The organism is Streptomyces sp. Root431, assembly GCF_001426585.1.
GTDB classification, from domain to species: Bacteria; Actinomycetota; Actinomycetes; order Streptomycetales; family Streptomycetaceae; genus Streptomyces; species Streptomyces stackebrandtii.
This window is the reverse complement of sequence record NZ_LMEI01000001.1, coordinates 380,327-402,214: the sequence shown is the minus strand read 5'-3', so window position 1 is coordinate 402,214 and position 21,888 is coordinate 380,327. Positions and strand designations below refer to the sequence as shown.

The 21,888-nt window shown below is 71.9% G+C and carries 17 protein-coding genes; 13 read left to right on the top strand and 4 right to left on the bottom strand.

Translation table 11 applies throughout. The annotated features are described in order from the left end of the window. Positions 1–232 precede the first annotated feature (232 nt). The 9 genes from leuS (at position 233) to ASC82_RS01790 (ending at position 12,454) form a co-directional block, all read left to right on the top strand. On the top strand, positions 233–3,103 hold the full coding sequence (gene leuS, locus ASC82_RS01830; RefSeq protein ID WP_056640441.1) for a leucine--tRNA ligase: 2,871 nt from the start codon (positions 233–235) through the stop codon (positions 3,101–3,103). 123 nt (positions 3,104–3,226) lie between these two features. Beyond that, on the top strand, positions 3,227–3,934 hold the full coding sequence (locus ASC82_RS01825; RefSeq protein WP_056640438.1) for a hypothetical protein: 708 nt from the start codon (positions 3,227–3,229) through the stop codon (positions 3,932–3,934). Positions 3,935–4,051: 117 nt separating this feature from the next. After that, positions 4,052–4,897, top strand: a complete 846-nt coding sequence (locus ASC82_RS01820) for a DegV family protein (protein ID WP_056640436.1) — start codon at positions 4,052–4,054, stop codon at positions 4,895–4,897. A 108-nt stretch (positions 4,898–5,005) separates the two neighbouring features. Then, positions 5,006–6,109, top strand: a complete 1,104-nt coding sequence (locus tag ASC82_RS29165) for a ComEA family DNA-binding protein (protein WP_079039011.1) — start codon at positions 5,006–5,008, stop codon at positions 6,107–6,109. Then, positions 6,106–8,586, top strand: coding sequence for a ComEC/Rec2 family competence protein (locus ASC82_RS01810; protein ID WP_056640433.1), 2,481 nt, complete (start codon positions 6,106–6,108; stop codon positions 8,584–8,586). Before ASC82_RS29165 ends, ASC82_RS01810 begins: the two co-directional genes overlap by 4 nt. Positions 8,587–8,698: 112 nt before the next feature. Next, complete coding sequence (locus ASC82_RS01805; RefSeq protein ID WP_056640429.1) at positions 8,699–9,328, top strand: helix-turn-helix domain-containing protein; 630 nt, start codon at positions 8,699–8,701, stop codon at positions 9,326–9,328. A gap of 5 nt (positions 9,329–9,333) precedes the next feature. Further along, positions 9,334–10,602, top strand: coding sequence for an MFS transporter (locus tag ASC82_RS01800; protein ID WP_056640426.1), 1,269 nt, complete (start codon positions 9,334–9,336; stop codon positions 10,600–10,602). A gap of 51 nt (positions 10,603–10,653) precedes the next feature. Beyond that, positions 10,654–11,451: an arylamine N-acetyltransferase gene (locus tag ASC82_RS01795; RefSeq protein ID WP_056640423.1), complete on the top strand. Its 798-nt coding sequence runs from the start codon at positions 10,654–10,656 to the stop codon at positions 11,449–11,451. Positions 11,452–11,569: 118 nt separating this feature from the next. Beyond that, positions 11,570–12,454, top strand: coding sequence for a YceI family protein (locus ASC82_RS01790; protein WP_056640421.1), 885 nt, complete (start codon positions 11,570–11,572; stop codon positions 12,452–12,454). A gap of 38 nt (positions 12,455–12,492) precedes the next feature. Here the strand turns inward: ASC82_RS01790 and ASC82_RS01785 are convergent, their stop codons facing one another. Next, on the bottom strand, positions 12,493–12,756 hold the full coding sequence (locus ASC82_RS01785; protein ID WP_056640417.1) for a hypothetical protein: 264 nt from the start codon (positions 12,754–12,756) through the stop codon (positions 12,493–12,495). 59 nt (positions 12,757–12,815) lie between these two features. Between ASC82_RS01785 and holA the strand changes: the two genes are divergently transcribed. Next, a complete protein-coding gene (gene holA / locus ASC82_RS01780; RefSeq protein ID WP_056640413.1) occupies positions 12,816–13,805 on the top strand; it encodes a DNA polymerase III subunit delta in 990 nt (329 codons plus the stop codon). A 549-nt stretch (positions 13,806–14,354) separates the two neighbouring features. Here holA and rpsT read toward each other — a convergent pair. Beyond that, positions 14,355–14,621, bottom strand: coding sequence for a 30S ribosomal protein S20 (gene rpsT / locus ASC82_RS01775; RefSeq protein WP_056640411.1), 267 nt, complete (start codon positions 14,619–14,621; stop codon positions 14,355–14,357). A 185-nt stretch (positions 14,622–14,806) separates the two neighbouring features. Here rpsT and lepA point away from each other — a divergent pair, with 185 nt between their 5' ends. The 3 genes from lepA to hemW all read left to right on the top strand — a co-directional run bounded on the left by lepA (position 14,807) and on the right by hemW (position 20,083). Beyond that, positions 14,807–16,672 carry a translation elongation factor 4 gene (gene lepA, locus ASC82_RS01770; RefSeq protein WP_056640408.1) on the top strand — a complete coding sequence of 622 codons (1,866 nt, stop codon included), beginning with the start codon at positions 14,807–14,809 and terminating at the stop codon, positions 16,670–16,672. Between the two features lie 235 nt (positions 16,673–16,907). Next, positions 16,908–18,785, top strand: a complete 1,878-nt coding sequence (locus ASC82_RS01765) for a long-chain fatty acid--CoA ligase (RefSeq protein ID WP_056640406.1) — start codon at positions 16,908–16,910, stop codon at positions 18,783–18,785. 65 nt (positions 18,786–18,850) lie between these two features. Beyond that, entirely contained in the window at positions 18,851–20,083 is a 1,233-nt protein-coding gene (hemW, locus tag ASC82_RS01760) for a radical SAM family heme chaperone HemW (RefSeq protein ID WP_056640403.1), read from the top strand. Positions 20,084–20,238: 155 nt separating this feature from the next. Here the strand turns inward: hemW and ASC82_RS01755 are convergent, their stop codons facing one another. After that, a complete protein-coding gene (locus tag ASC82_RS01755; RefSeq protein ID WP_056640400.1) occupies positions 20,239–21,045 on the bottom strand; it encodes a DUF3097 domain-containing protein in 807 nt (268 codons plus the stop codon). Between the two features lie 10 nt (positions 21,046–21,055). Beyond that, on the bottom strand, positions 21,056–21,784 hold the full coding sequence (locus ASC82_RS01750; RefSeq protein WP_056640397.1) for an MBL fold metallo-hydrolase: 729 nt from the start codon (positions 21,782–21,784) through the stop codon (positions 21,056–21,058). Positions 21,785–21,888: the final 104 nt, after the last annotated feature.

Below are 21,888 nucleotides of genomic sequence, written 5' to 3'. Positions count from 1 at the left end.
CACGCGTGGAACGCCGGTGCGGCTCGCGCGGGCGCTGCGGTACCCTGGCGCCATGCGTGCCGTACGCCTCCTGCTTACCGAGCCGCGCTGAACAGTCCCGGCGCATGACTGTCGCTCCGTCGACCGCCATCCCGCCGGAGTCGGCGCGGCTTCCCCTCCTGTGCGAGGGGATTTTTCATTTCGTGGCAGTTCGTGGCAGTGGGCAGAGACGATCGATGGAGCTTCAAGGACCATGACCGAGATCATTACGACCGCCGAGACGGCGGCCCCGCATCGCTACACGGCGGCCATGGCCGCGGACATCGAGGCACGCTGGCAGGACTTCTGGGACGCCGAGGGCACCTACGAGGCGCCGAACCCCTCCGGTGACCTGGCGGGCGACCCCGAGGTCGCCGCCCGGCCCAAGAAGTTCATCATGGACATGTTCCCGTACCCCTCGGGTGCGGGCCTGCACGTCGGCCACCCGCTGGGCTACATCGCCACGGACGTCTACGCCCGCCACGCGCGTATGACCGGCCACAACGTGCTGCACACCCTGGGCTTCGACGCCTTCGGCCTGCCGGCCGAGCAGTACGCCGTGCAGACGGGCACGCACCCGCGCGTGTCCACCGAGGCCAACATGGAGAACATGAAGGTCCAGCTGCGCCGGCTGGGCCTGGGCCACGACAAGCGCCGGTCGTTCGCCACGATCGACCCGGAGTACTACAAGTGGACCCAGTGGATCTTCCTGCAGATCTTCAACTCCTGGTACGACGACGAGGCCGCCAAGGCCCGTCCGATCGCCGAGCTGATCGAGCAGTTCGAGAACGGCACGCGTGAGGCCCCCGGCACGCGCGCGTGGAGCGAGCTGAGCGCCGCCGAGCGCTCCGACGTCCTGAGCGAGTACCGCCTGGCGTACGCCTCCGACGCGCCCGTCAACTGGTGTCCCGGCCTGGGCACGGTCCTGGCCAACGAAGAGGTCACCGCAGACGGCCGCTCCGAGCGCGGCAACTTCCCCGTCTTCAAGTCCAAGCTGCGCCAGTGGAACATGCGGATCACCGCCTACGCGGACCGCCTGCTGGACGACCTGGACGCGCTGGACTGGCCCGAGGCCATCAAGCTGCAGCAGCGGAACTGGATCGGCCGCTCCGAGGGCGCCCGCGTCGACTTCCAGGTCGGCGACACCGGCGCGATCACGGTCTTCACCACCCGACAGGACACCCTGTTCGGCGCCACCTACATGGTCCTGGCGCCCGAGCACGACCTGATCGAGAAGATCGTCCCGGCCGTCTGGCCCGAGGGCACCCACGACGTGTGGACCGGCGGACACGCCACCCCGTCCGAGGCCGTCGACGCCTACCGCAAGCAGGCCGCCTCCAAGTCCGACGTCGAGCGGCAGGCCGACGCCAAGGAGAAGACCGGCGTCTTCACCGGCGCGTACGCGACCAACCCGGTCAGCGGCGAGCAGGTCCCGGTCTTCATCGCCGACTACGTCCTGATGGGCTACGGCACCGGCGCCATCATGGCCGTCCCGGCGCACGACACCCGCGACTTCGCCTTCGCCCGCGCCTTCGAGCTGCCGATGCGCTGCGTCGTCGAGCCGTCGGACGACCGCGGCACGGACACCTCGGTCTGGGACGACGCCTTCGCCTCGTACGAGGCGAAGCTGATCAACTCCGCCAACGACGAGATCTCGCTGGACGGCCTGGGCGTCGTCGACGCCAAGGCGAAGATCACCACCTGGCTGGCCGACCGCGGCATCGGTGAGGGCACCGTCAACTTCCGCCTGCGCGACTGGCTGTTCAGCCGCCAGCGGTACTGGGGCGAGCCCTTCCCGATCGTCTACGACGAGGACGGCGTCGCGCACTCGCTGCCCGAGTCGATGCTGCCGCTGGAGCTGCCCGAGGTCGAGGACTACTCGCCGCGCACCTTCGACCCGGACGACGCGAACACGCAGCCGGAGACCCCGCTGTCCCGCAACGAGGACTGGGTGAACGTCACCCTGGACCTGGGCGACGGCGCGGGCCCGCGGAGCTACCGCCGCGAGACCAACACCATGCCCAACTGGGCCGGCTCCTGCTGGTACGAGCTGCGCTACCTGGACCCGCACAACTCCGAGAAGCTGGTCGACCCCGCCGTCGAGCAGTACTGGATGGGCCCGCGCGAGGGCATGCCGACCGGTGGCGTCGACCTGTACGTCGGCGGCGCCGAGCACGCGGTGCTGCACCTGCTGTACGCGCGCTTCTGGTCCAAGATGCTGTTCGACCTGGGCCACATCTCCTCGGCCGAGCCGTTCCACAAGCTGTACAACCAGGGCATGATCCAGGCCTTCGTCTACCGGGACGCGCGCGGCATCGCCGTGCCGGCGGCCGAGGTCGAGGAGCGGGACGGCGCCTTCTGGTACGAGGGCGAGAAGGTCAGCCGCGTCCTGGGCAAGATGGGCAAGTCCCTGAAGAACGCCGTGACGCCGGACGAGATCTGCTCCGAGTACGGCGCCGACACCCTGCGCCTGTACGAGATGGCGATGGGCCCGCTGGACGTCTCGCGTCCCTGGGACACGCGCGCCGTGGTCGGCCAGTACCGGCTGCTGCAGCGCCTGTGGCGCAACATCGTCGACGAGTCGACCGGCGAGGTCACCGTCGTCGACACCGCCGCCGACGACGACACGCTGCGCGCCCTGCACAAGGCGATCGACGGTGTCGCGCAGGACATGGCGGCGATGCGCTTCAACACCGCCATCGCCAAGGTCACCGAGCTGAACAACCACCTGACGAAGACCGGCGGGGCGCTGTCCCGGCCGGTCGCCGAGCAGCTGGTGCTGCTGGTCGCCCCGCTGGCCCCGCACATCGCCGAGGAGCTGTGGCGCAGGCTGGGCCACACCGAGTCGGTCGTCCACCAGGGCTTCCCGGTCGCCGACCCGGCGTACGTCGTCGACGAGACCGTGACCTGCGTCGTGCAGATCAAGGGCAAGGTCAAGGCCCGCCTGGAGGTCTCCCCGTCGATCACGGACGCGGAGCTGGAGGCGCTGGCGCTGGCCGACCCGCACGTGGTGGGGGCGCTGGGCGGCGCGGAGATCCGCAAGGTGATCGTGCGCGCGCCGAAGCTGGTCAACATCGTCGCCTGACGGCACATAGGGGTTTCCCCTACGGGCAGGTTGGGGGTTCCGATGGAACCCCTGGCCTGCCCTTTCCGTTTACGGTGGAAGAACCACAGTCGTGGGGACTCGACGGATGCCGGAGGGGCGGACATGGAAGCCGCGATTATCACGATCATGGCGCTGCTCTTCTTGGCCTTCGTGGCGCTCGGGGTCTACGCCACCGTGAAGGTGGCCAAGGCGGCCAAGCGCGGAGTGGACCGCACTCTGGACCAGGCCCGGCGCACGGTGGAGGACACCACGCTGCGGGCCAAGAGCTTCGGCCAGGCCGGGGCCGCGAGCGAGCTGGCCCGGCTGCGGCTCTCGCTGCGCACCTCGATGAGGGCCACGCAGGAGGCCTTGCAGGCGGGCGTCGGCGAGGACGCCTCGCTGAAGGAATCGCTCGACCTCTTCCACCGGCTCAGCGCGCACGGGCTCGAGCTGGACGACGACCTCAAGCGCATCGAGCGCGAGCCCGACAAGGCGTGGGTGGCGGGACAGCTTCCCGAGCTCACGCGGCGGACCGAGCAGATCACGGGGTCGGCCGACGCGCTGCGCCGGGCCGCCCGGGAGCGGGCGCTGAAGTTCGCCGAGGACGACCTGTCGTCGCTGAGCGCCCAGATCGACGTCGAGGCGGGCGCCCTGCGCCACTGGGACGGCCCGGAGGCCGCGCCGGAGCAGGCCGCGGGCGGAGCCTGGGGGAGCCCCGCCGGGTCGGCGGGTCCGGCGGCCGGAGACGTGCCGCCGGCGATCACGGCGCGTGATCCCCGGCGCGCCGAGTACCCGTGGGAGAAGTCGGCCCGCCCGGAGACCACCACCTGATCCGACGGCACCGCGCTCCGTAGTGCGCATGGGGCGCCTGGGGCGCCGGGGACGCCGGGGGCGTCCGGCGGGGGGCCGGGCTGCCGCGCCGCGGCTCCGGCGGGTAACCTCCCGCTCATGTCCCGGCATGTCGCGATCGTCACCGATTCCACGGCCTATCTGCCACCCCAGACGAGGGAGCGGCACGCCATCACGACGGTCCCGCTGACCGTCGTCATCGGCGACCGCGCGCTGGAGGAGGGCACCGAGATCTCGGCCCGGTCGCTCGCCGAGGCCCTGCAGAAGCGGCGGCCCGTCACCACCTCGCGACCGAGCCCCGAGATCTTCGCCGCGGCTTACCGCGAGGCGGCGGAGGCGGGAGCGCGGGGAATCGTCTCGCTGCACCTGTCCGCCGAGGTCTCCGGGACGTACGACGCCGCCGTGCTCGCGGCGCAGGACGCCCCCGTGCCGGTGCGCGTGGTGGACACCCGCATGGTCGGCATGGCGCTGGGCTTCTGCGCCCTGGCCGCGGCGGAGGTCGCGGAGGCGGGCGGCTCCCTCGACGAGGTCGTCGCGGCGGCCGAGAAGCGCGTCGCGGGGACCTCCGCCTACTTCTACGTCGACACGCTCGACTACCTGCGGCGCGGCGGGCGCATCGGCGCCGCGCAGGCGCTGCTGGGCTCCGCGCTCGCGGTGAAGCCGCTCCTCGAACTCGACGGCGGGCGGATCGAGCTGCGCGAGAAGGTGCGGACGGCCTCGAAGGCCATCGCGCGCCTGGAGGAGATCGCCGTGGAGCGGGCCGGCTCCGGCGCCGTCGACATCGCCGTGCACCACCTCTCCGCACCGGAGCGGGCCGCCGTGCTGGCCGACCGGCTCAAGGAGCGGATCCCGGGCATCGAGGAACTCCACGTCAGCGAGGTGGGGGCCGTCATCGGCGCGCACACGGGCCCGGGGCTCCTCGCGGTGGTCGTCTCGCCGCGCTGAGCGCGTCCATCCCCCGCGAGAGTGACGGAGATATCCACAACGGGAGTCTTGTCCACGGGACTTGGGTGAGCCCCGCACAGGGCGGTCGTGATCTCTACCGTCACGAGCATGGTTCTTCGTACACGTATCGCATCGATCACCACCGGAGACGCGGACAGGCCCGGGGCTCCGACGAGCGGGCCCGGCCGGGCGCTGGGTTCGGACGGGCGCAGCCGCCCGGGAGGGCGCGGCAGGCCTCCTGGACGGGCCGGGAGGCGCGCCCGGGTGCGCCGGGGCTCCGAGGTGCCCGCGGCCGGTGTGCGGCCGCGGGGGGACGCCTTGTTCCCGCCGGTGGCAGGGCCGGCGCCTCCGGCCTCGCCGACGCCTTCGGCATCTCCGGCGCCTCCGGCCTCGCCGACGCCTTCGGCATCTCCGGTGCCGCCGGTGTCGTCGGCGCCTTCGGTCGGGTCCGAGACGCCGGAGGCGACGGAGCGTGGTTCTCCGGTACGGCTCCGGGGGCGGCTGGCGGCGGCGCTGCGGGAGCGGACTCCGCTGTGGGTGCAGACGCGGTGTGGGCTCGAACCGAGGGCGCTCGCCGCGCTGACCGTGATTCTGCTCGTCGCCGCGGGCCTCGCGGGCGGGTACTTCTGGACGGGGCGGCCGGAGCCGGTCCGTGCCCCCGAGATCGTCCGTGCCGCCCCTGAGGCGGCCACACCCGCCACATCCGTGGCGGGGGCCGGGCCGGGGAAGGAGTCGGGTCCGGCGGCGCCGGGAGCGGGTGGGGCGGCCGGAGCGGGTGGGCCGGAGGTGGTCGTCGACGTCGGTGGCAAGGTGCGCAGGCCCGGAGTGCTGACCCTGCCCGCGGGCTCACGGGTGGCGGATGCCCTGCGGGCCGCCGGCGGGGCGAAACCCGGGGCCGATCTCACCGGGATCAACCGGGCCCGCGTCCTCATGGACGGCGAACAGGTCCTGGTCGGGCTGCCGGGGGTGCCGGTCGGCGGCATCGGTCCCGGGTCCGGTGCCGGTGCCGGTGGGGTGGGGGCGCCGCTGAGTCTCAACGCGGCCACCGTGGAACAGCTCGACACACTGCCCGGCGTCGGTCCTGTCCTCGCGCGGCACATCGTCGACCATCGCACGGAGCACGGCGGCTTCCGGTCGGTGGCCGAGCTGCGGGAGGTCAACGGCATCGGGGAGCGCCGGTTCGCCGACCTCGAAACGCTGGTCCGGCCGTGAGCCGGGTCGGGGAGCCGGAGGGGTCGGCCGATCTGCGGCTCGTTCCCCTGGCGCTGGCGGCCTGGGCGGCCGCGGCCTGTGCCGTGGGCGTCACCGGGTGGTGGACGCTGGCCGGTGTCACGGTCTGTCTGGCGGGGGCCGTCGCCCTGCTGACTCCGGTCCTTGCCCGGCGGTTCGACGGTTCGGTTGGGGGACCGGACGTTCCGGGGGCATCCCGGGTGGCGCCCGGGTGGAGGCTGCGGGCGACCGCGTGCGCGGGGGTCCTGCTCTGCGCGGCTGCCGGGGCGGCCTCGGCGGGGCTGCACGCGGCGGATCTGCGGCGTGGTCCCGTACCGGCTCTGGCGCGGGAGTACGGCCGGGCGCAGGTGGAGGTCACCGTCACCTCCGATCCGCGGCTCACCAGGCCACAGGTGCGGGGCAACGCGATGGCGCCGGTCTCGGTGGTCCTCGACGGCGAGGTGACCCGCGTCGAGCGCCCGGACGGCGCGGCGCACCGGACGCGCGCGCCCGTGCTGCTGATCGTGCCGCCGGGGGAGGGGCGGGAGGAGTGGCTGCGGCTCCTCCCCTCGACCCGGCTGCGGGTCGGGGCCCGGTTGGCGCTGCCGCTGCGCTCCGGCGATCCGTTCGCCGCGGTGCTCAAGGTCGACGGAGGGGGACCGCCGCGGATCATCGGGCAGCCGAGCGCGCCCCAGCGCACGGCCGGCGAGCTGCGCGCCGGGCTGCGGAGAGCGACCGAGGGGCTCGCTCCCGACGCGCGGGCTCTGCTGCCGGGGTTGGTCGTCGGGGACACCTCCAGGATCGGACCGGATCTGCGGGGCGCCTTCGAGGCCACCGACCTCACGCATCTCCTCGCGGTCTCCGGCAGCAACCTCTCCGTCGTCCTGCTCCTTCTCATCGGGCGCCCCGGGAGGGCGCACCAGGTGGAGCGGGGCGGGCTCGCTCCCCGGCTCGGGCTTTCGCTGCGGGCGACCGCGGTGGCCGGGGGAGCCCTGACGCTGGCCTTCGTGGTCGTCTGCCGGCCAGATCCGAGCGTGCTGCGGGCCGCGGCCTGCGGGCTCGTCGTCCTCCTGGCGATCGGCACCGGGCGCCGGAGATCGCTGATCCCCGCGCTGGCCGCCGCCGTCCTGGTCCTCGTGCTCTACGACCCTTGGCTGGCGCGGAGTTACGGGTTCCTGCTCTCGGTCCTGGCCACCGGGTCCCTGCTGACGGTCGCCCCGCGGTGGAGCGACGCGCTGCGGCGGCGCGGGGTGCCGGGTCGGCTCGCGGAGGCGTTGGGGGCGGCCCTCGCGGCGCAGGCGGTGTGCGCACCGGTGGTGGTGGTCTTCGCCGCCCGGGTGAGTCTGGTCGCGATCCCGGCGAACCTCTTCGCCGAACTGGCGGTCGCGCCCGCGACGGTGCTCGGCTTCGCCGCGCTCGCCCTGGCGCAGGTCTGGGAGCCGGCCGCCGTGGGGGCCGCGTGGTTGGCGGGGTGGCCGGCCGGGTGGATCGCGGGGGTGGCCCGCGCGGGCGGGGAGCTGCCGGGGGCTCAGCTGGCCTGGCCCGACGGGTGGTGGGGCGGTCTTGCCCTGGCGCTGCTCACGGGACTCGTCCTGCTCGGGGCGCGCAGACTGCCGTACCGGGGGTGGATCGCCGCCGTTGTCGCGGCGCTGCTCTTCCTTGTCGTCGTACGGCCCGTGCCGTTGACGAGGTGGGCCACCGGGTGGCCGCCGCCGGGCTGGGTGTTCGCGATGTGCCAGGTGGGGCAGGGGGACGCGACGGTGCTGGCGGCGGGCGGTGACGCGGCCGTCGTGGTGGACGCGGGGCCCGATCCCGTACCGGTGGACCGTTGTCTGCGGGAGCTCGGGGTGCGGCGGGTGCCCCTGCTGGTGCTCACGCACTTCCACGCCGACCATGTGGCCGGGCTGACGGGGGTGTTGCGGGGGCGGTCGGTGGGGGCGATCCAGACCACGGGGCTCGAAGAGCCGCCCGCGCAGGCCGCGTTCGTGCGGCGGACGGCGGCCGCCGCGCGGGTTCCGCTGGTCCGTGCGGTGCCGGGGGAGCAGCGGAGGGTCGGGGCCCTGGAGTGGCGGGTGTTGTGGCCGCCGGCGGGTTCCGGCGGATTGGCAGGCGGGGCGAACGACGCCAGCGTCACCCTCCTCGTCCGCGCCGCCGGAGGGTTGAGTCTGTTGCTCCTGGGCGACCTCGAACCACCGGCTCAGCGTGCGCTGTTGAGGAGCAGTCCGGGGCTGGGGCCGGTGGACGTGCTGAAGGTCGCCCATCACGGGTCCGCGCACCAGGATCCGGGGCTGATACGGGCGGCGCGACCGCGACTCGCGCTGGTCTCGGCGGGAAGCGACAACCCGTATGGACATCCGGCACCGCGGACCGTGGAGGCGCTGCGGGCGGGCGGGGCGCGGGTGTTGCGGACCGACCGGGACGGGGCGATCGCGGTGGTGGGGGCGGGGCGCGGGCTCGTGGCCGTGCCGAGGGGGCGGTGAGTCGGCCATCGGAGGGGAGGGCGAGCCATCGGGATGAGCCGTTCGGGTGGGAGGGCGATCCTCATGTAAAGAAGTGCTTGTAAAGAAGTCTTTCTAAAGATACCTTTTCATCATGCCGGAGATCAGCGAACCGCGACCCGAGGGCGAGCAGCCCCGCAGCATCCGCCTCACCGACCCGCGTGCCCTGCGGGCCTACGCCCACCCGCTGCGGATGACCCTGGTGGGGCTCCTGCGCAGCACCGGCCCCTTCACCGCCACCAAGGCCGCCGAGCTGACCGGCGAGTCCGTGGCCAGCTGCTCCTACCACCTGCGGATACTCGCCAAGTACGGCCTCGTGGAGGAGGCGCCCGGCGGGCGGGGGCGGGAGAAGCCCTGGCGGGCCACCGCGCGGTACACCGAGTGGCCGGACTACAGCGAGGACGCGACGGTCACGCAGGCCGCCGACGCACTGATGGGCGCCGTCGCCGAGCGGTACTTCGAGCGGGTCAACCGGGCCATGGAGCGCCGGCACACGCTGCCGAGGGAGTGGCGGGAGGCCGAGCAGTTCAGCGACTCCCTGCTCTTCCTCACCCCCGAGGAGCTGACCGACCTCGGAGAGCGGATCGACGCACTGCTCCGGCCTTACGAGGGCCGCGAGTCCGACCCGTCCCTGAGGCCCGAGGGCGCCCGGGCCATCAGCATCCTGCGGATCGCCCACCTGGAACAGGACATCCCCCACCACGAAGAACGAGAAGAGGAGTAGGCGAGATGGCCCTCGTGGAACGCATACCGGCACTGCTGCGCGAGCGGACCTTCCGTCGCTACTGGACCGGGCAGACGGTCTCGCTCGTCGGGGACCAGATCTCGCTCATCGCCCTCCCGCTCGCCGCCGTCCTGATCCTCGGCGCCGACGCCGCCGAGATGGGCTGGCTCAAGACCGCCGAACTCCTGCCCGCCCTCCTGCTCAACATGCCGCTCGGCGCCTGGGTCGACCGACAGGCCCGCCGCAGGCGCGCCATGATCGCGGCGGACCTCGGGCGGGCGGCGCTCATGCTGACCCTCCCCGTGGCCTACGCGCTCGACGCGTTGACGCTCGGTCAGCTGTACGCGGTGGCCTTCGGGATCGGCGCGCTCACCGTGCTCTTCGAGGCCTGCAACGCCACGCTCCTCGTGGCGCTCGTCCCCACCGACCGGTACATCCAGGCGAACGCGCTGGTCAACGGCAGCCGTTCGATGTCCTGGCTCGCGGGACCCGGCATCGGCGGTGTCCTCGTGCAGGTCCTCACCGCGCCCTTCGCCCTGGTCGCCGACGCCCTCACCTATGTGGTGTCGGCCGGATACCTGGCCCGGATCAAGGCGGTCGAACCCCCGCCCGCCCCCGTGGCCAAGGGGCACTTCACCGAAGGACTGCGCTGGGTGCTCCGGAACTCCTCGATGCGCGCGCTGTTCGCCTCCTCCGGCACGGTCCAGTTCTTCAACTACATGTTCCACACCCTCTTCGTGCTCTACGCGACCGCCGAACTCGGCATCAGTGCCGGGCTGCTCGGCCTGATCCTCGGAGCCGGCGCGGTGGGCGGCCTCATCGGGGCCGCGTGCAGCGGTGCGGTCGTCCGGCGGATCGGCATCGGTGCCTCGCTCGTCGTCGGCTTCCTCGGGTTCACCCTGCCCCTGCTCCTGATACCCCTGGCCGACGGGCCGCTTCCGCTGGTGGTGGCGGTGCTGTTCGTGGCGGAGTTCCTCTCCTGCGTCGCGGTGATGATCGTGGACATCGCCGCGGGGTCGTTCCAGATGGCGGTGATCCCGAACGCCGTACGGTCCCGGGTCATGGGCGCGTACCGCATGCTCAACCACGGCTTCCGCCCCCTCGGAGCGCTCACCGGAGGCATGCTCGGCGCCGCGATCGGACTGCGCCCGACGCTGTGGATCGCCACCGGCGGAGCCGTCCTCGCCGTGCTCTGGCTGCTGCCCTCGCCGCTGCCGCGGATGCGTGAACTGCCCGTGAAGGAAGAGGAGTCGACCCCCGTCGGGGCGTCGTGACCAGCTCTGTGATCATCGTCGTGAGCATCCGAGGAGAGGGAGACCGACCGTATGAGTACCGAACCGGACGCCGGTGCCTATCTGGCGCGGATCGGCGCGCAGCGGCCCGCCCGCGCGGACGCCGCCGCCCTGCGGGAGCTGCATCTGCGGCACCTGCTGAGCGTGCCCTTCGAGAACCTCTCGATCCATCTCGGCGAGGACATCGTCCTGGACGAGAAGGCGCTGGTCGACAAGGTGGTCACCGATCACAGGGGCGGCTTCTGCTACGAGATCAACACCACCTTCGCGGTCCTGCTGCGGGAGCTCGGCTACCGCGTCTCGCTGCTCCAGGCGCGCGTCATCGACTCGGAGGGGAAGCTCGGGATCCCGTACGACCACATGGCGCTCCTCGTGGAGACGGCGGACGGGGAGCGGTTGCTGGCCGACGTCGGGTTCGGTGACCACAGTCACTACCCGCTGGCCTTCGATGAGCGCGGGGACCAGGAGGACCCGGGCGGTGTCTTCCGCATCCAGGAGGTCGCCGACGGCGAGCCGGGCGATCTGGACGTGCTGCGGGACGGGAAGCCGCAGTACCGGCTGGAGGTGCGGCCCCGCGAGCTCGCGGACTTCACCGCCGGGGCCTGGTACCACCGGACCTCGCCCGATTCGCACTTCCCGCGGTCCCTCATCTGCTCCCTGCTCACGGAGGAGGGCCGGATCACCCTCAGCGGCAGCAAGTTGATCACTCGCACCCACGGGGAACGCGTCGAGCGGGTCTTCGACGGGGACGAGGAGGTGCGGGACGCGTATCGCGACCTGTTCGGCATCGTGCTCGACGAGCTGCCGGTCGTCGCGAAGCCGAATCCCTGACGCGGAGCTCTCAATTCGGACCCTCGGTAACACTTGGCTCGTTTGCCTCGAACACCTCAATGGTGATCGAATGCGACTTCGTTGCATAGTGAACGAGTCATGCGGGGGTGCGTGGAGAATGTTCGATCGTCTCTTCGGGAAGCGGGCGGCGGGGGCCGCACGGGGTGGCCCGCTCGCCGGTCTCTCGGTCCCGGCCTCGGCGGGGGTGCTGAGCTGCCGGGTCCTCGACCCCGTACACGAACCGGTCCGGCAGGCCGAGTTCGTCCTCAGTGACGGTGCGGGCCGCAAGGTGCTGGGCGGGGAGACCGACCCGTACGGCACGGCGCTCGCGACCGTACCGGCGGGCGAGTACCGGCTCGTGGTCACCGCCGAGGGGTACACGCCGTACCACGGCGGCGCCGTCGTCACCGAGGGCGGACACACCGGCGTCGGCGACGTCCTGCTCCAGGTCGCGCCGCAGCCGCAGCTCCCGGAGCCGGGTGACTGGGAGATCGACCCGGCGCACTCGCAGATCGGCTTCACCGCCCGCCACATCGGCCTCGCGCGCATCCACGGCCGGTTCAACGGCTTCGCCGGCGCGGTGCGGATCGCCGACCGCATGGAGCAGTCGGCGATGCACGTCGTCATCGACGCGGCCTCCATCGACACCGGGGTGCAGATGCGCGACGACCACCTGCGCTCGGGCGACTTCCTCGACGTCGGCGCGTACCCGACGCTGGAGTTCTACAGCGAACGCTTCGTGCACCGGGGCGGCAGCCGCTGGGCCGTGACCGGCGCGCTCACCCTCCACGGGGTGAGTCGCACCGTGACGCTCGACACCCAGTACCTGGGCCTCGGGAACGGGCTCGAGGGCGAGACGCGGGGGGCCTGCCGGGCCACCACCGAGCTGCACCGGGAGGACTTCACCCTCACGTGGCAGACGATGCTCGCGCGGGGGATCGCGGCCGTCGGGTCCAGCATCAGCATCGACCTCGACATCCAGATCGTGCCCAAGAGCGCGTAGGGGTCGGCGGGCAGGGGGCAGCGGGCGGGGCCCAGGGGTTACGGGGCTTCGAGCCAGCCCTCGTACTCGGCGGCGAGTTCGTCGAGCGCCGTCGCGTCCAGCCGGCCGTCCGGGTCCTCGACGACCACCAGCCACTGCGCGTCCTCGGCGTCGTCCTCCCCGGCCAGGGCGTCTCGGACGAGCTGCGGAGCCTCGGCCACGCCGAAACGGTCGGGGAGTTCCTGGGCGACCTCCTCGGCGGCGTCGCGGTCGGGGAGTACCAGTACGTGTCGTCGTTCGCTCACCGCGCCATTCTCGGGCATGGCCGTCGGGAGCGGTTCGGGGGTATGGGTGTCAGTGGCCCGTGGGATGCTGGAACGCGATGGCCACCAGAAAGACTTCCCCCGACGACCTCCTCGGCCCCGTGACGCTCGCCGTGGGGCAGGAGGACCTGCTCCTCGACCGCGCCGTCCAGGAGGTGGTGGCGGCCGCGCGGGCCGCCGACGCCGACACGGACGTGCGCGACCTCACCTCCGACCAGCTTCAGCCCGGGTCGCTGGCCGAGCTGACCAGCCCGTCGCTCTTCGCCGAGCGCAAGGTCCTCATCGTGCGGAACGCGCAGGACCTCTCCGCCGACACGATCAAGGACGTCAAGGCCTACCTCGGCGACCCGGTCGAGGACATCTCGCTCGTCCTCCTCCACGCCGGCGGCGCGAAGGGCAAGGGCCTGCTCGACGCCGCGCGCAAGGCGGGGGCGCGGGAGGTGGCCTGCCCGAAGACGACGAAGCCGGCGGAGCGGCTGACGTTCGTACGGCAGGAGTTCCGGGCGCTCGGGCGCTCGGCGACGCCGGAGGCGTGCCAGGCGCTGGTGGACTCGATCGGCAGCGACCTGCGGGAGCTGGCGTCCGCGTGCGCGCAGCTGACGTCGGACGTCGACGGGACGATCGACGAGGCGGTCGTCGGGCGGTACTACACCGGCCGCGCGGAGGCCTCGTCCTTCAACGTGGCCGACCGGGCCGTGGAGGGGCGTGCGGCGGAGGCCCTGGAGGCGTTGCGCTGGTCGCTCTCCACCGGGGTGGCGCCGGTGCTCATCACCAGTGCGCTGGCGCAGGGCGTACGGGCGATCGGCAAGCTGTCGTCGGCGCGGGGCGGGCGGCCGGCGGATCTGGCGCGTGAGCTGGGCATGCCGCCCTGGAAGATCGACCGCGTCCGGCAGCAGATGCGGGGCTGGACCCCGGACGGGGTGTCCCTCGCGCTGCGGGCGATCGCGGAGGCGGACGCGGGGGTGAAGGGCGGGGGCGACGACCCGGAGTACGCCCTGGAGAAGGCGGTTGTGGCGGTGGCGCGGGCGGCGCGGCTGCGGCGGGCGTAGAGGGCCTGTTTTTGTTGCTTGGCCCTGCCGGGCCGGGGCGGTGCGGGCCGGGCCCGGGCCTGTAGGCCTGTGCGGGGTGCGTCGTGGCTGGTGCCGGGGCGGATTCCCCCACCCCACCCCTTCCCGAAACCCTGCCGGGGGCTGGCGGGGGTCGAGCTGAGTTCCCGGGGGCTCCGCCCCCCGGCCCCCCGACGGGCCGGCGGCAGCTTCGCGCCGCAGTGTCCCGGGTGGGCTGGCGGCAGCCTCGCGCCGCGGTGCGCCCCGTGGGCCAGCGGCCTTGCCCCGCCCGGTGGGCTAAGGGCTTCGCCCCCGCCCCGGCGGCTTCGCCCCGCGCAGTCCCGGCGGCCCCTACTGCACTTGGCCGATCCAACGTCGCCCAGACGCGGCGAAGGCCCCGGCGGCTCCTGGGGAGGAGGCGGCGGGGCCTTCGGCGTGGAGATGGGTGGGCTCGCACCCGCGTGGCGAACGCGTCCGCGTGCGAGTCCTGGTGGTCGGGCGGGAGCGGGAGAGAGGGCCCGCTGGGTCCCGTACGACCGGTTACATCAGAGCTCAGCCCTGAAGGGAGGAAACCTTGATCGCCAGCGCCGACTTCTTGTTGGCGGCGGCGTTCTTGTGGATGACACCCTTCGAGACGGCCTTGTCGAGCGCACGCGAGGCGGCGCGAGTGGCAACGGTGGCCTTCTCGACGTCACCGGCGGCGACAGCCTCACGGGCCTTGCGGATCGCGGTCTTGAGCGACGACTTGACGGCCTTGTTACGCAGGCGCGCCTTCTCGTTGGTCTTGTTCCGCTTGATCTGGGACTTGATGTTCGCCACGAAAAGAGCCTTTACAGGTTCGATGTTCCTTCTGGAGTGTGACTCGCAAGCTGAGAGGGCACACGAGACACAGCTGTCCACAGTACCAGTCACTCTCGGGGCCGCCCAAACCGGGCGCAGGGCGGCGGGCATGGGACCATGGAGCCTACGTATCGATCCGACATCGCCCCGAGACGAGACCCTGCGTGCCCGCGACTCCTACCAACGTGCCCGAGCCGAGCCGTACCGACCCGGCTCTGATCCGCAACTTCTGCATCATCGCGCACATCGACCACGGCAAGTCCACGCTCGCCGACCGGATGCTCCAGCTCACCGGTGTGGTCGACCAGCGGCAGATGCGTGCCCAGTATCTCGACCGGATGGACATCGAGCGGGAGCGCGGCATCACGATCAAGTCCCAGGCGGTCCGGCTGCCGTGGGCGCCCACCGACGGGCAGGGTGAGGGCAAGACGCACATCCTGAACATGATCGACACTCCCGGGCACGTCGACTTCACCTACGAGGTCTCGCGTTCGCTCGCGGCGTGCGAGGGCACGGTCCTGCTGGTCGACGCGGCCCAGGGCATCGAGGCGCAGACCCTCGCCAACCTGTACCTGGCGATGGAGAACGACCTCACGATCGTTCCCGTGCTGAACAAGATCGACCTGCCGGCCGCCCAGCCGGAGAAGTTCTCCGAGGAGCTCGCGAACCTCATCGGCTGCCAGCCGGAGGACGTCCTCAAGGTCTCCGCGAAGACCGGTGTCGGGGTCGACGCGCTGCTCGACCGGGTCGTCCGGGACGTTCCCGCCCCGGTCGGTGTCGCCGACGCGCCCGCCCGCGCGATGATCTTCGACTCCGTGTACGACTCGTACCGGGGCGTCGTGACGTACGTGCGAGTGGTCGACGGACAGCTCAACAAGCGCGAGCGCATCAAGATGATGTCGACCGGCGCCACCCACGAGCTGCTGGAGATCGGTGTTTCCTCCCCGGAGATGACGCCGTCCGACGGTCTTGGTGTCGGTGAGGTCGGCTACCTCATCACCGGTGTGAAGGACGTCCGCCAGTCCAAGGTCGGTGACACGATCACCTCCCTGAACAAGGGAGCGACCGAGGCGCTCGGCGGCTACAAGGACCCCAAGCCGATGGTGTTCTCGGGCCTCTACCCGCTGGACGGCTCGGAGTACCCGGACCTCCGCGAGGCCCTCGACAAGCTCCAGCTCAACGACGCCGCGCTCGTCTACGAGCCGGAGACCTCCGCCGCGCTCGGCTTCGGCTTCCGCGTCGGCTTCCTGGGGCTTCTGCACCTCGACGTCATTCGTGAGCGGCTTGAGCGGGAGTTCGGGCTCGATCTCATCGCCACCGCGCCCAACGTGGTGTATCGCGTGGTCATGGAGGACGGGAGCGAGCACACCGTCACCAACCCGAGCGAGTTCCCCGAGGGCAAGATCAACGACGTGTACGAGCCCGTCGTACGCGCCACGATCCTGGCCCCGAGCGAGTTCATCGGCGCGATCATGGAGCTGTGCCAGACCCGTCGCGGCACCCTGATCGGCATGGACTACCTCTCCGAGGACCGGGTCGAGATCCGCTACACCCTGCCCCTCGCCGAGATCGTCTTCGACTTCTTCGACCAGCTGAAGTCCAAGACGCGCGGTTACGCCTCCCTCGACTACGAGCCCACGGGCGAGCAGGCCTCCAGCCTGGTCAAGGTCGACATCCTGCTGCACGGCGACAAGGTCGACGCGTTCTCCGCCGTCACCCACAAGGACGCCGCGTACGCCTACGGTGTGCGGCTCGTCGCCAAGCTGCGCGAGCTCATCCCGCGCCAGGCCTTCGAGGTGCCGATCCAGGCCGCGATCGGCTCCCGGGTCATCGCCCGCGAGACCATCCGCGCCATCCGCAAGGACGTCCTCGCCAAGTGCTACGGCGGTGACATCTCCCGTAAGCGGAAGCTGCTGGAGAAGCAGAAGGAAGGCAAGAAGCGCATGAAGATGGTCGGTTCGGTGGAGGTGCCGCAGGAGGCCTTCATCGCCGTGCTGTCGAGCGACGAGTCCTCCGGCAAGAAGAAGTAGCCGGTCGGCGAGGAGCGGCAGCGAGTAGCTGCTCTGTGCATCTAACGGGTCCACGCGCCGTCGGCGCGTGGACCCGTTCGTTATGAAGCGGGGCCCTGCAAGCTCTTACGCGCCGGTCCCCGGCCCTTTACTCTGATCCCGAATCGAAGGTTACTCGCCAGTTAGTTACGTAGACGGTTAGACGGTTACGTAGTTACGCACCGCCAGCAGGCACCGCCGCCGCCCGGAGGACGTCGTGAGCGACACACAGACCCTGATCGAGAACCGGCCGCCCTCCGTGGCGACGCTCTTCCTTGAGCGCGTCGAGCGGACCCCCGACGCGGAGGCCTACCGGTACCCGGTGCCCGCCGCCTCCGGTACCGGTCCCGACGACTGGAAGTCGCTCAGTTGGGGGCAGGCCGCCGAGCGGGTCTACGCGATCGCCGCCGGCCTCGTCGACCTCGGCGTGCAGCCCGAGGAGCGCGTCGCGCTCGCCTCGGCCACCCGGGTGGAGTGGGTCCTCGCCGACCTCGGCGTGATGTGCGCGGGCGCGGCGACCACCACGGTCTACCCGTCGACCAACGCCGAGGAGTCGGCGTTCATCCTCTCCGACTCCGAGTCCAGGGTCCTCATCGCCGAGGACGCTTCCCAGCTCGCCAAGGCCGTCGAGCGCCGCGCCGACCTGCCGGACCTCCACCACGTCGTCGTCATCGACGCCGAGGGCGTGGAGACCGACGGCGACTGGGTCCTCTCCCTCGCCGACCTGGAGGCACGCGGTCGCGCCTACCTGGAGAAGCACCCCGAGGCCGTCAAGGAGCGCGTCGCGGCGATCACCGCCACCCAGCTCGCGACCCTCATCTACACCTCGGGCACCACCGGCCGCCCCAAGGGCGTCCGCCTCCCGCACGACAACTGGTCGTACATGGCCAAGGCCATCGCCGCCACCGGCCTCGTCACCCAGGACGACGTCCAGTACCTGTGGCTGCCGCTCGCGCACGTCTTCGGCAAGGTCCTCACCTCGGGCCAGATCGAGGTCGGGCACGTCACCGCCCTCGACGGCCGGGTGGAGAAGATCATCGAGAACCTGCCGGTGGTCCAGCCGACCTACATGGCGGCCGTGCCCCGCATCTTCGAGAAGGTCTACAACGGGGTCGCCGCCAAGGCCCGAGCCGCCGGCGGCGCCAAGTACAAGATCTTCCAGTGGGCCGCCGAGGTCGCCCGCGAGTACGCCAAGGCCAGCCAGGACAACTTCCGCCGCACGGGCACCGCCTCCGCGCCCTTCGGCCTCACGGCCAAGCACAAGGTCGCCGACGTCCTCGTCTACAGCAAGATCCGCGAGGCCTTCGGCGGCAACCTGCGCGCCTGCATCTCCGGTTCCGCCGCGCTCGCCCCCGAGATCGGCTACTTCTTCGCCGGCGCCGGCATTCACATCCTGGAGGGCTACGGCCTCACGGAGACCTCCGCCGCCTCCTTCGTCAACCCGGGCGAGGCCTACCGCACCGGCACCGTCGGCAAGCCGCTCCCCGGCACCGAGGTCCGGATCGCCGACGACGGCGAGATCCTGCTGCGCGGCCCCGGCGTCATGGAGGGCTACCACGGCCTGCCCGAGAAGACCGTCGAGGTCCTGGAGTCCGACGGCTGGTTCCACACCGGCGACATCGGCGAGCTCTCCGCCGACGGCTACCTCCGGATCACGGACCGCAAGAAGGACCTGATCAAGACGTCCGGCGGCAAGTACATCGCGCCGGCCGAGGTCGAGGGCCAGTTCAAGGCCGTCTGCCCGTTCGTCTCGAACATCCTGGTCCACGGCGCCGACCGGAACTTCTGCACCGCCCTCATCGCCCTCGACGAGCCCTCCATCCTCGGCTGGGCCGCCGACCACGAGCTCGCGGGCAAGTCGTACGCCGAGGTCGTCGCCGCCCCGCAGACCCAGAAGCTCATCCAGGGCTACGTCGACCGCCTCAACGAAGGCCTGCAGCGCTGGCAGACGATCAAGAAGTTCCGCCTGCTGCCGCGCGACCTCGACATCGAGCACGGCGAGCTGACGCCGTCGCTGAAGCTGAAGCGGCCGGTGGTGGAGCGCGAGTACAAGGAGCTCATCGAGGAGATGTACGCGGGCTCGCGCGAGTCCTGACCTGCGCGGACTGCGGTTGTCCACAGGCAGACCGGTTACCTCGGGCAGTACGGGACAATGGGCTCATGCCTTCCGTACTGCCCGATGGTGAGTCCGTTCCCGACGACGGGGCGCTGCCCCCGCACGCCCTCGAAGGGGCGGGGGAGCGGCCGCTCGGGTTCTACCTGCACGTGCCGTACTGCGCCACGCGGTGCGGCTACTGCGACTTCAACACGTACACGGCGAGTGAGCTGCGCGGTACGGGGGGCGTGCTCGCCTCCCGGGACAATTACGCCGAGCAGGTCGTCGAGGAGATCCGGCTCGCCCGGAAGGTCCTCGGCGACGACCCCAGGCCGGTGCGGACCGTCTTCGTCGGCGGCGGCACGCCGACGCTGCTGGCCGCCGGGGACCTCGTCCGGATGCTGGGGGCGATCCGTGACGAGTTCGGGCTCGCGGACGACGCCGAGGTGACGACGGAGGCCAATCCGGAGTCCGTGAACCCCGCGTACCTCGCCGAGCTGCGGGAGGGCGGATTCAACCGGGTCTCCTTCGGCATGCAGAGCGCCAAGCAGCACGTCCTGAAGATCCTCGACCGGACGCACACCCCCGGGCGCCCCGAGGCGTGCGTCGCCGAGGCGCGGGCCGCCGGCTTCGACCACGTCAACCTGGACCTCATCTACGGCACGCCCGGGGAGACCGACGACGACTGGCGTGCCTCGCTCGACGCGGCGATCGGCGCCGGACCCGACCACGTCAGCGCGTACGCCCTGATCGTCGAGGAGGGGACGCAGCTGGCGCGGCGCATCCGGCGCGGCGAGGTGCCCATGACCGACGACGACGTGCACGCCGACCGCTACCTGATCGCCGAGGAGGCCTTCGAGAAGGCGGGCTTCTCGTGGTACGAGGTGTCCAACTGGGCCACCTCCGATGCCGGGCGCTGCCTCCACAACGAGCTGTACTGGCGCGGCGCGGACTGGTGGGGCGCGGGGCCGGGGGCGCACTCGCACGTCGGGGGCGTCCGCTGGTGGAACGTGAAGCATCCGGGGACGTACGCGGCGGCCCTCGCGGGTGGGAAGTCGCCGGGCGCCGGGCGGGAGATCCTCTCGGAGGAGGACCGGCGGGTGGAGCGGATCCTGCTGGAGCTGCGGCTGCGGGACGGTGTCGAGCTGTCGATCCTCAAGCCGGCGGGACTTGCGGCGGCCCGGCTTGCGTTGGCGGACGGGCGTCTCGACCCCGCGTCGTACGAGGCCGGGCGGGCGGTTCTGACCCTGCGGGGTCGGCTGCTTGCGGATGCGGTCGTGCGGGACCTGGTGGACTGAGGTCCGGGCCCAGGAGCCTTGGCCCGGCACGGGGCGCCGTCCCGTGTGCCCACCCGTCCCGCCCTGCGGGACGATTGCCCACACGGGGTGGGGGCCGTCCTGTGGGGCGAGTGCCCACAACGGGGTGGGTGCGGGGCAGGTGCCTACCGGGCTCGTCAGGGGGCCGTGACGAAGTCGATCAGTTCTTCCACTCGGCCCAGGAGCTCCGGCTCCAGGTCCTTGTAGGAGTGCACGCGCTTGAGGATCGCCTGCCAGACCGCGCCGGTGTTGTCCGAGGGCCAGCCCAGGGCGCGGCAGACGCCCGTCTTCCAGTCCTGGCCGCGGGGGACCGCCGGCCAGGCCTTGATGCCCACCGCGGACGGCTTCACCGCTTCCCAGATGTCGATGTACGGGTGGCCGACCACCAGGACGTCCGGGGAGGTGACCTGGGCGGCGATGCGGGATTCCTTCGAGCCCGGGACCAGGTGGTCGACGAGGACGCCGAGGCGGGCGTCCGGGGCCGGGGCGAATTCCGCGACGATCGACGGCAGGTCGTCGACGCCCTCCAGGTACTCGACGACGACGCCCTCGATGCGGAGGTCGTCGCCCCAGACGCGTTCGACGAGTTCGGCGTCGTGGCGGCCCTCCACGTAGATCCGGCCCGCCCGCGCCACGCGCGCCCGCGCGCCCGGGACGGCGACCGAACCGGAGGCCGTACGGGTGGGGCGTACCGGCGCGGCGGCGGACGGGCGGACGAGGGTGACGACCCGGCCCTCCAGGAGGAAGCCGCGGGGCTCCATCGGGAAGACGCGGTGCTTCCCGAAGCGGTCCTCCAGGGTCACCGTGCCCGCCTCGCAGCGGATCACCGCCCCGCAGAATCCCGTCGAGACCTCCTCGACGACGAGGTCGTGGTCCGCCGGGACCTCCGGGACGGGTGCCGACTTCTTCCAAGAGGGTGTCAGATCCGGGTCGTAGCTGCGCATTTGGGCGAGGTTATGACACGGCGAAGCGGCGTGCCAGTTCCTCGCGCTGTGTCCGTACGTACGTGGCGTCGACCGCCGCCCCGTGGCCCGGTACGTACACCGCGTCCTCGCCGCCGAGCGAGAGCAGCCGGTCCAGGGCGTCCGGCCAGCGGGACGGGATCGCGTCCGGGCCGGCCTGCGGCTCGCCCGACTCCTCCACCAGGTCCCCGCAGAAGACGACCTCGCGCTCCCCGGGCACGAAGAGCGCCAGGTCGTGGCCCGTGTGGCCGGGGCCGACGTTCGCCAGGAGCACCTGCCGGCCGCCCAGGTCGAGCGTCCACTCGCCGGAGACCACGTGCCGCGGGCGCACGAGGACGTCGACGGCCTCCGTCGCCTCCCGCGCCCCGACCCCGTGCCGTACCGCGTCGGCGCGCAGCGCCTCCCGGTCCCGCTCCCGGCCGAGGAGCTCGTCCACCCCGACCGCGCCGAAGACCTCCGCGCCCGCGAAGGCCGCGGTACCGAAGACGTGGTCGAAATGCGGGTGACTCAGTGCGATGTGCGTCACTCTCCGGCCGGCCGTCAGGGCCGAGATCTGCCCCCGCAGCTCGGCGCCCTCCGCGAGCGTCGAGCCCGTGTCGTACAGCAGCAGCGCCTTCGCGCCCACGACCAGGCCCACCGTGGCGTCCCAGCCGGGCAGGCGGCGCCTGCCCACTCCGTCCGCCAACCGCTCCCAGCCGTACGCTTCCCAATCGACGTCCATGGGGCGACGCTAGCCGGTGCGCCCCCGCCTCCTTGCCAGGAGCGTTGTCCGCCGCCGTACACTGGCCGGGGGATTGCTGGCACTCGGGCAGGGTGAGTGCCAAA

Coding starts and splice junctions, on each gene's coding strand:
- ASC82_RS01755 (WP_056640400.1), bottom strand. CDS start 21,045: ATGCGCAGCTACGACCCGGATCTGACACCCTCTTGGAAGAAGTCGGCA.
- holA (WP_056640413.1), top strand. CDS start 12,816: ATGGCCACCAGAAAGACTTCCCCCGACGACCTCCTCGGCCCCGTGACG.
- ASC82_RS29165 (WP_079039011.1), top strand. CDS start 5,006: ATGGTTCTTCGTACACGTATCGCATCGATCACCACCGGAGACGCGGAC.
- leuS (WP_056640441.1), top strand. CDS start 233: ATGACCGAGATCATTACGACCGCCGAGACGGCGGCCCCGCATCGCTAC.
- ASC82_RS01800 (WP_056640426.1), top strand. CDS start 9,334: ATGGCCCTCGTGGAACGCATACCGGCACTGCTGCGCGAGCGGACCTTC.
- ASC82_RS01825 (WP_056640438.1), top strand. CDS start 3,227: ATGGAAGCCGCGATTATCACGATCATGGCGCTGCTCTTCTTGGCCTTC.
- ASC82_RS01795 (WP_056640423.1), top strand. CDS start 10,654: ATGAGTACCGAACCGGACGCCGGTGCCTATCTGGCGCGGATCGGCGCG.
- ASC82_RS01790 (WP_056640421.1), top strand. CDS start 11,570: ATGTTCGATCGTCTCTTCGGGAAGCGGGCGGCGGGGGCCGCACGGGGT.
- ASC82_RS01820 (WP_056640436.1), top strand. CDS start 4,052: ATGTCCCGGCATGTCGCGATCGTCACCGATTCCACGGCCTATCTGCCA.
- ASC82_RS01805 (WP_056640429.1), top strand. CDS start 8,699: ATGCCGGAGATCAGCGAACCGCGACCCGAGGGCGAGCAGCCCCGCAGC.
- hemW (WP_056640403.1), top strand. CDS start 18,851: ATGCCTTCCGTACTGCCCGATGGTGAGTCCGTTCCCGACGACGGGGCG.
- ASC82_RS01785 (WP_056640417.1), bottom strand. CDS start 12,756: ATGCCCGAGAATGGCGCGGTGAGCGAACGACGACACGTACTGGTACTC.
- ASC82_RS01750 (WP_056640397.1), bottom strand. CDS start 21,784: ATGGACGTCGATTGGGAAGCGTACGGCTGGGAGCGGTTGGCGGACGGA.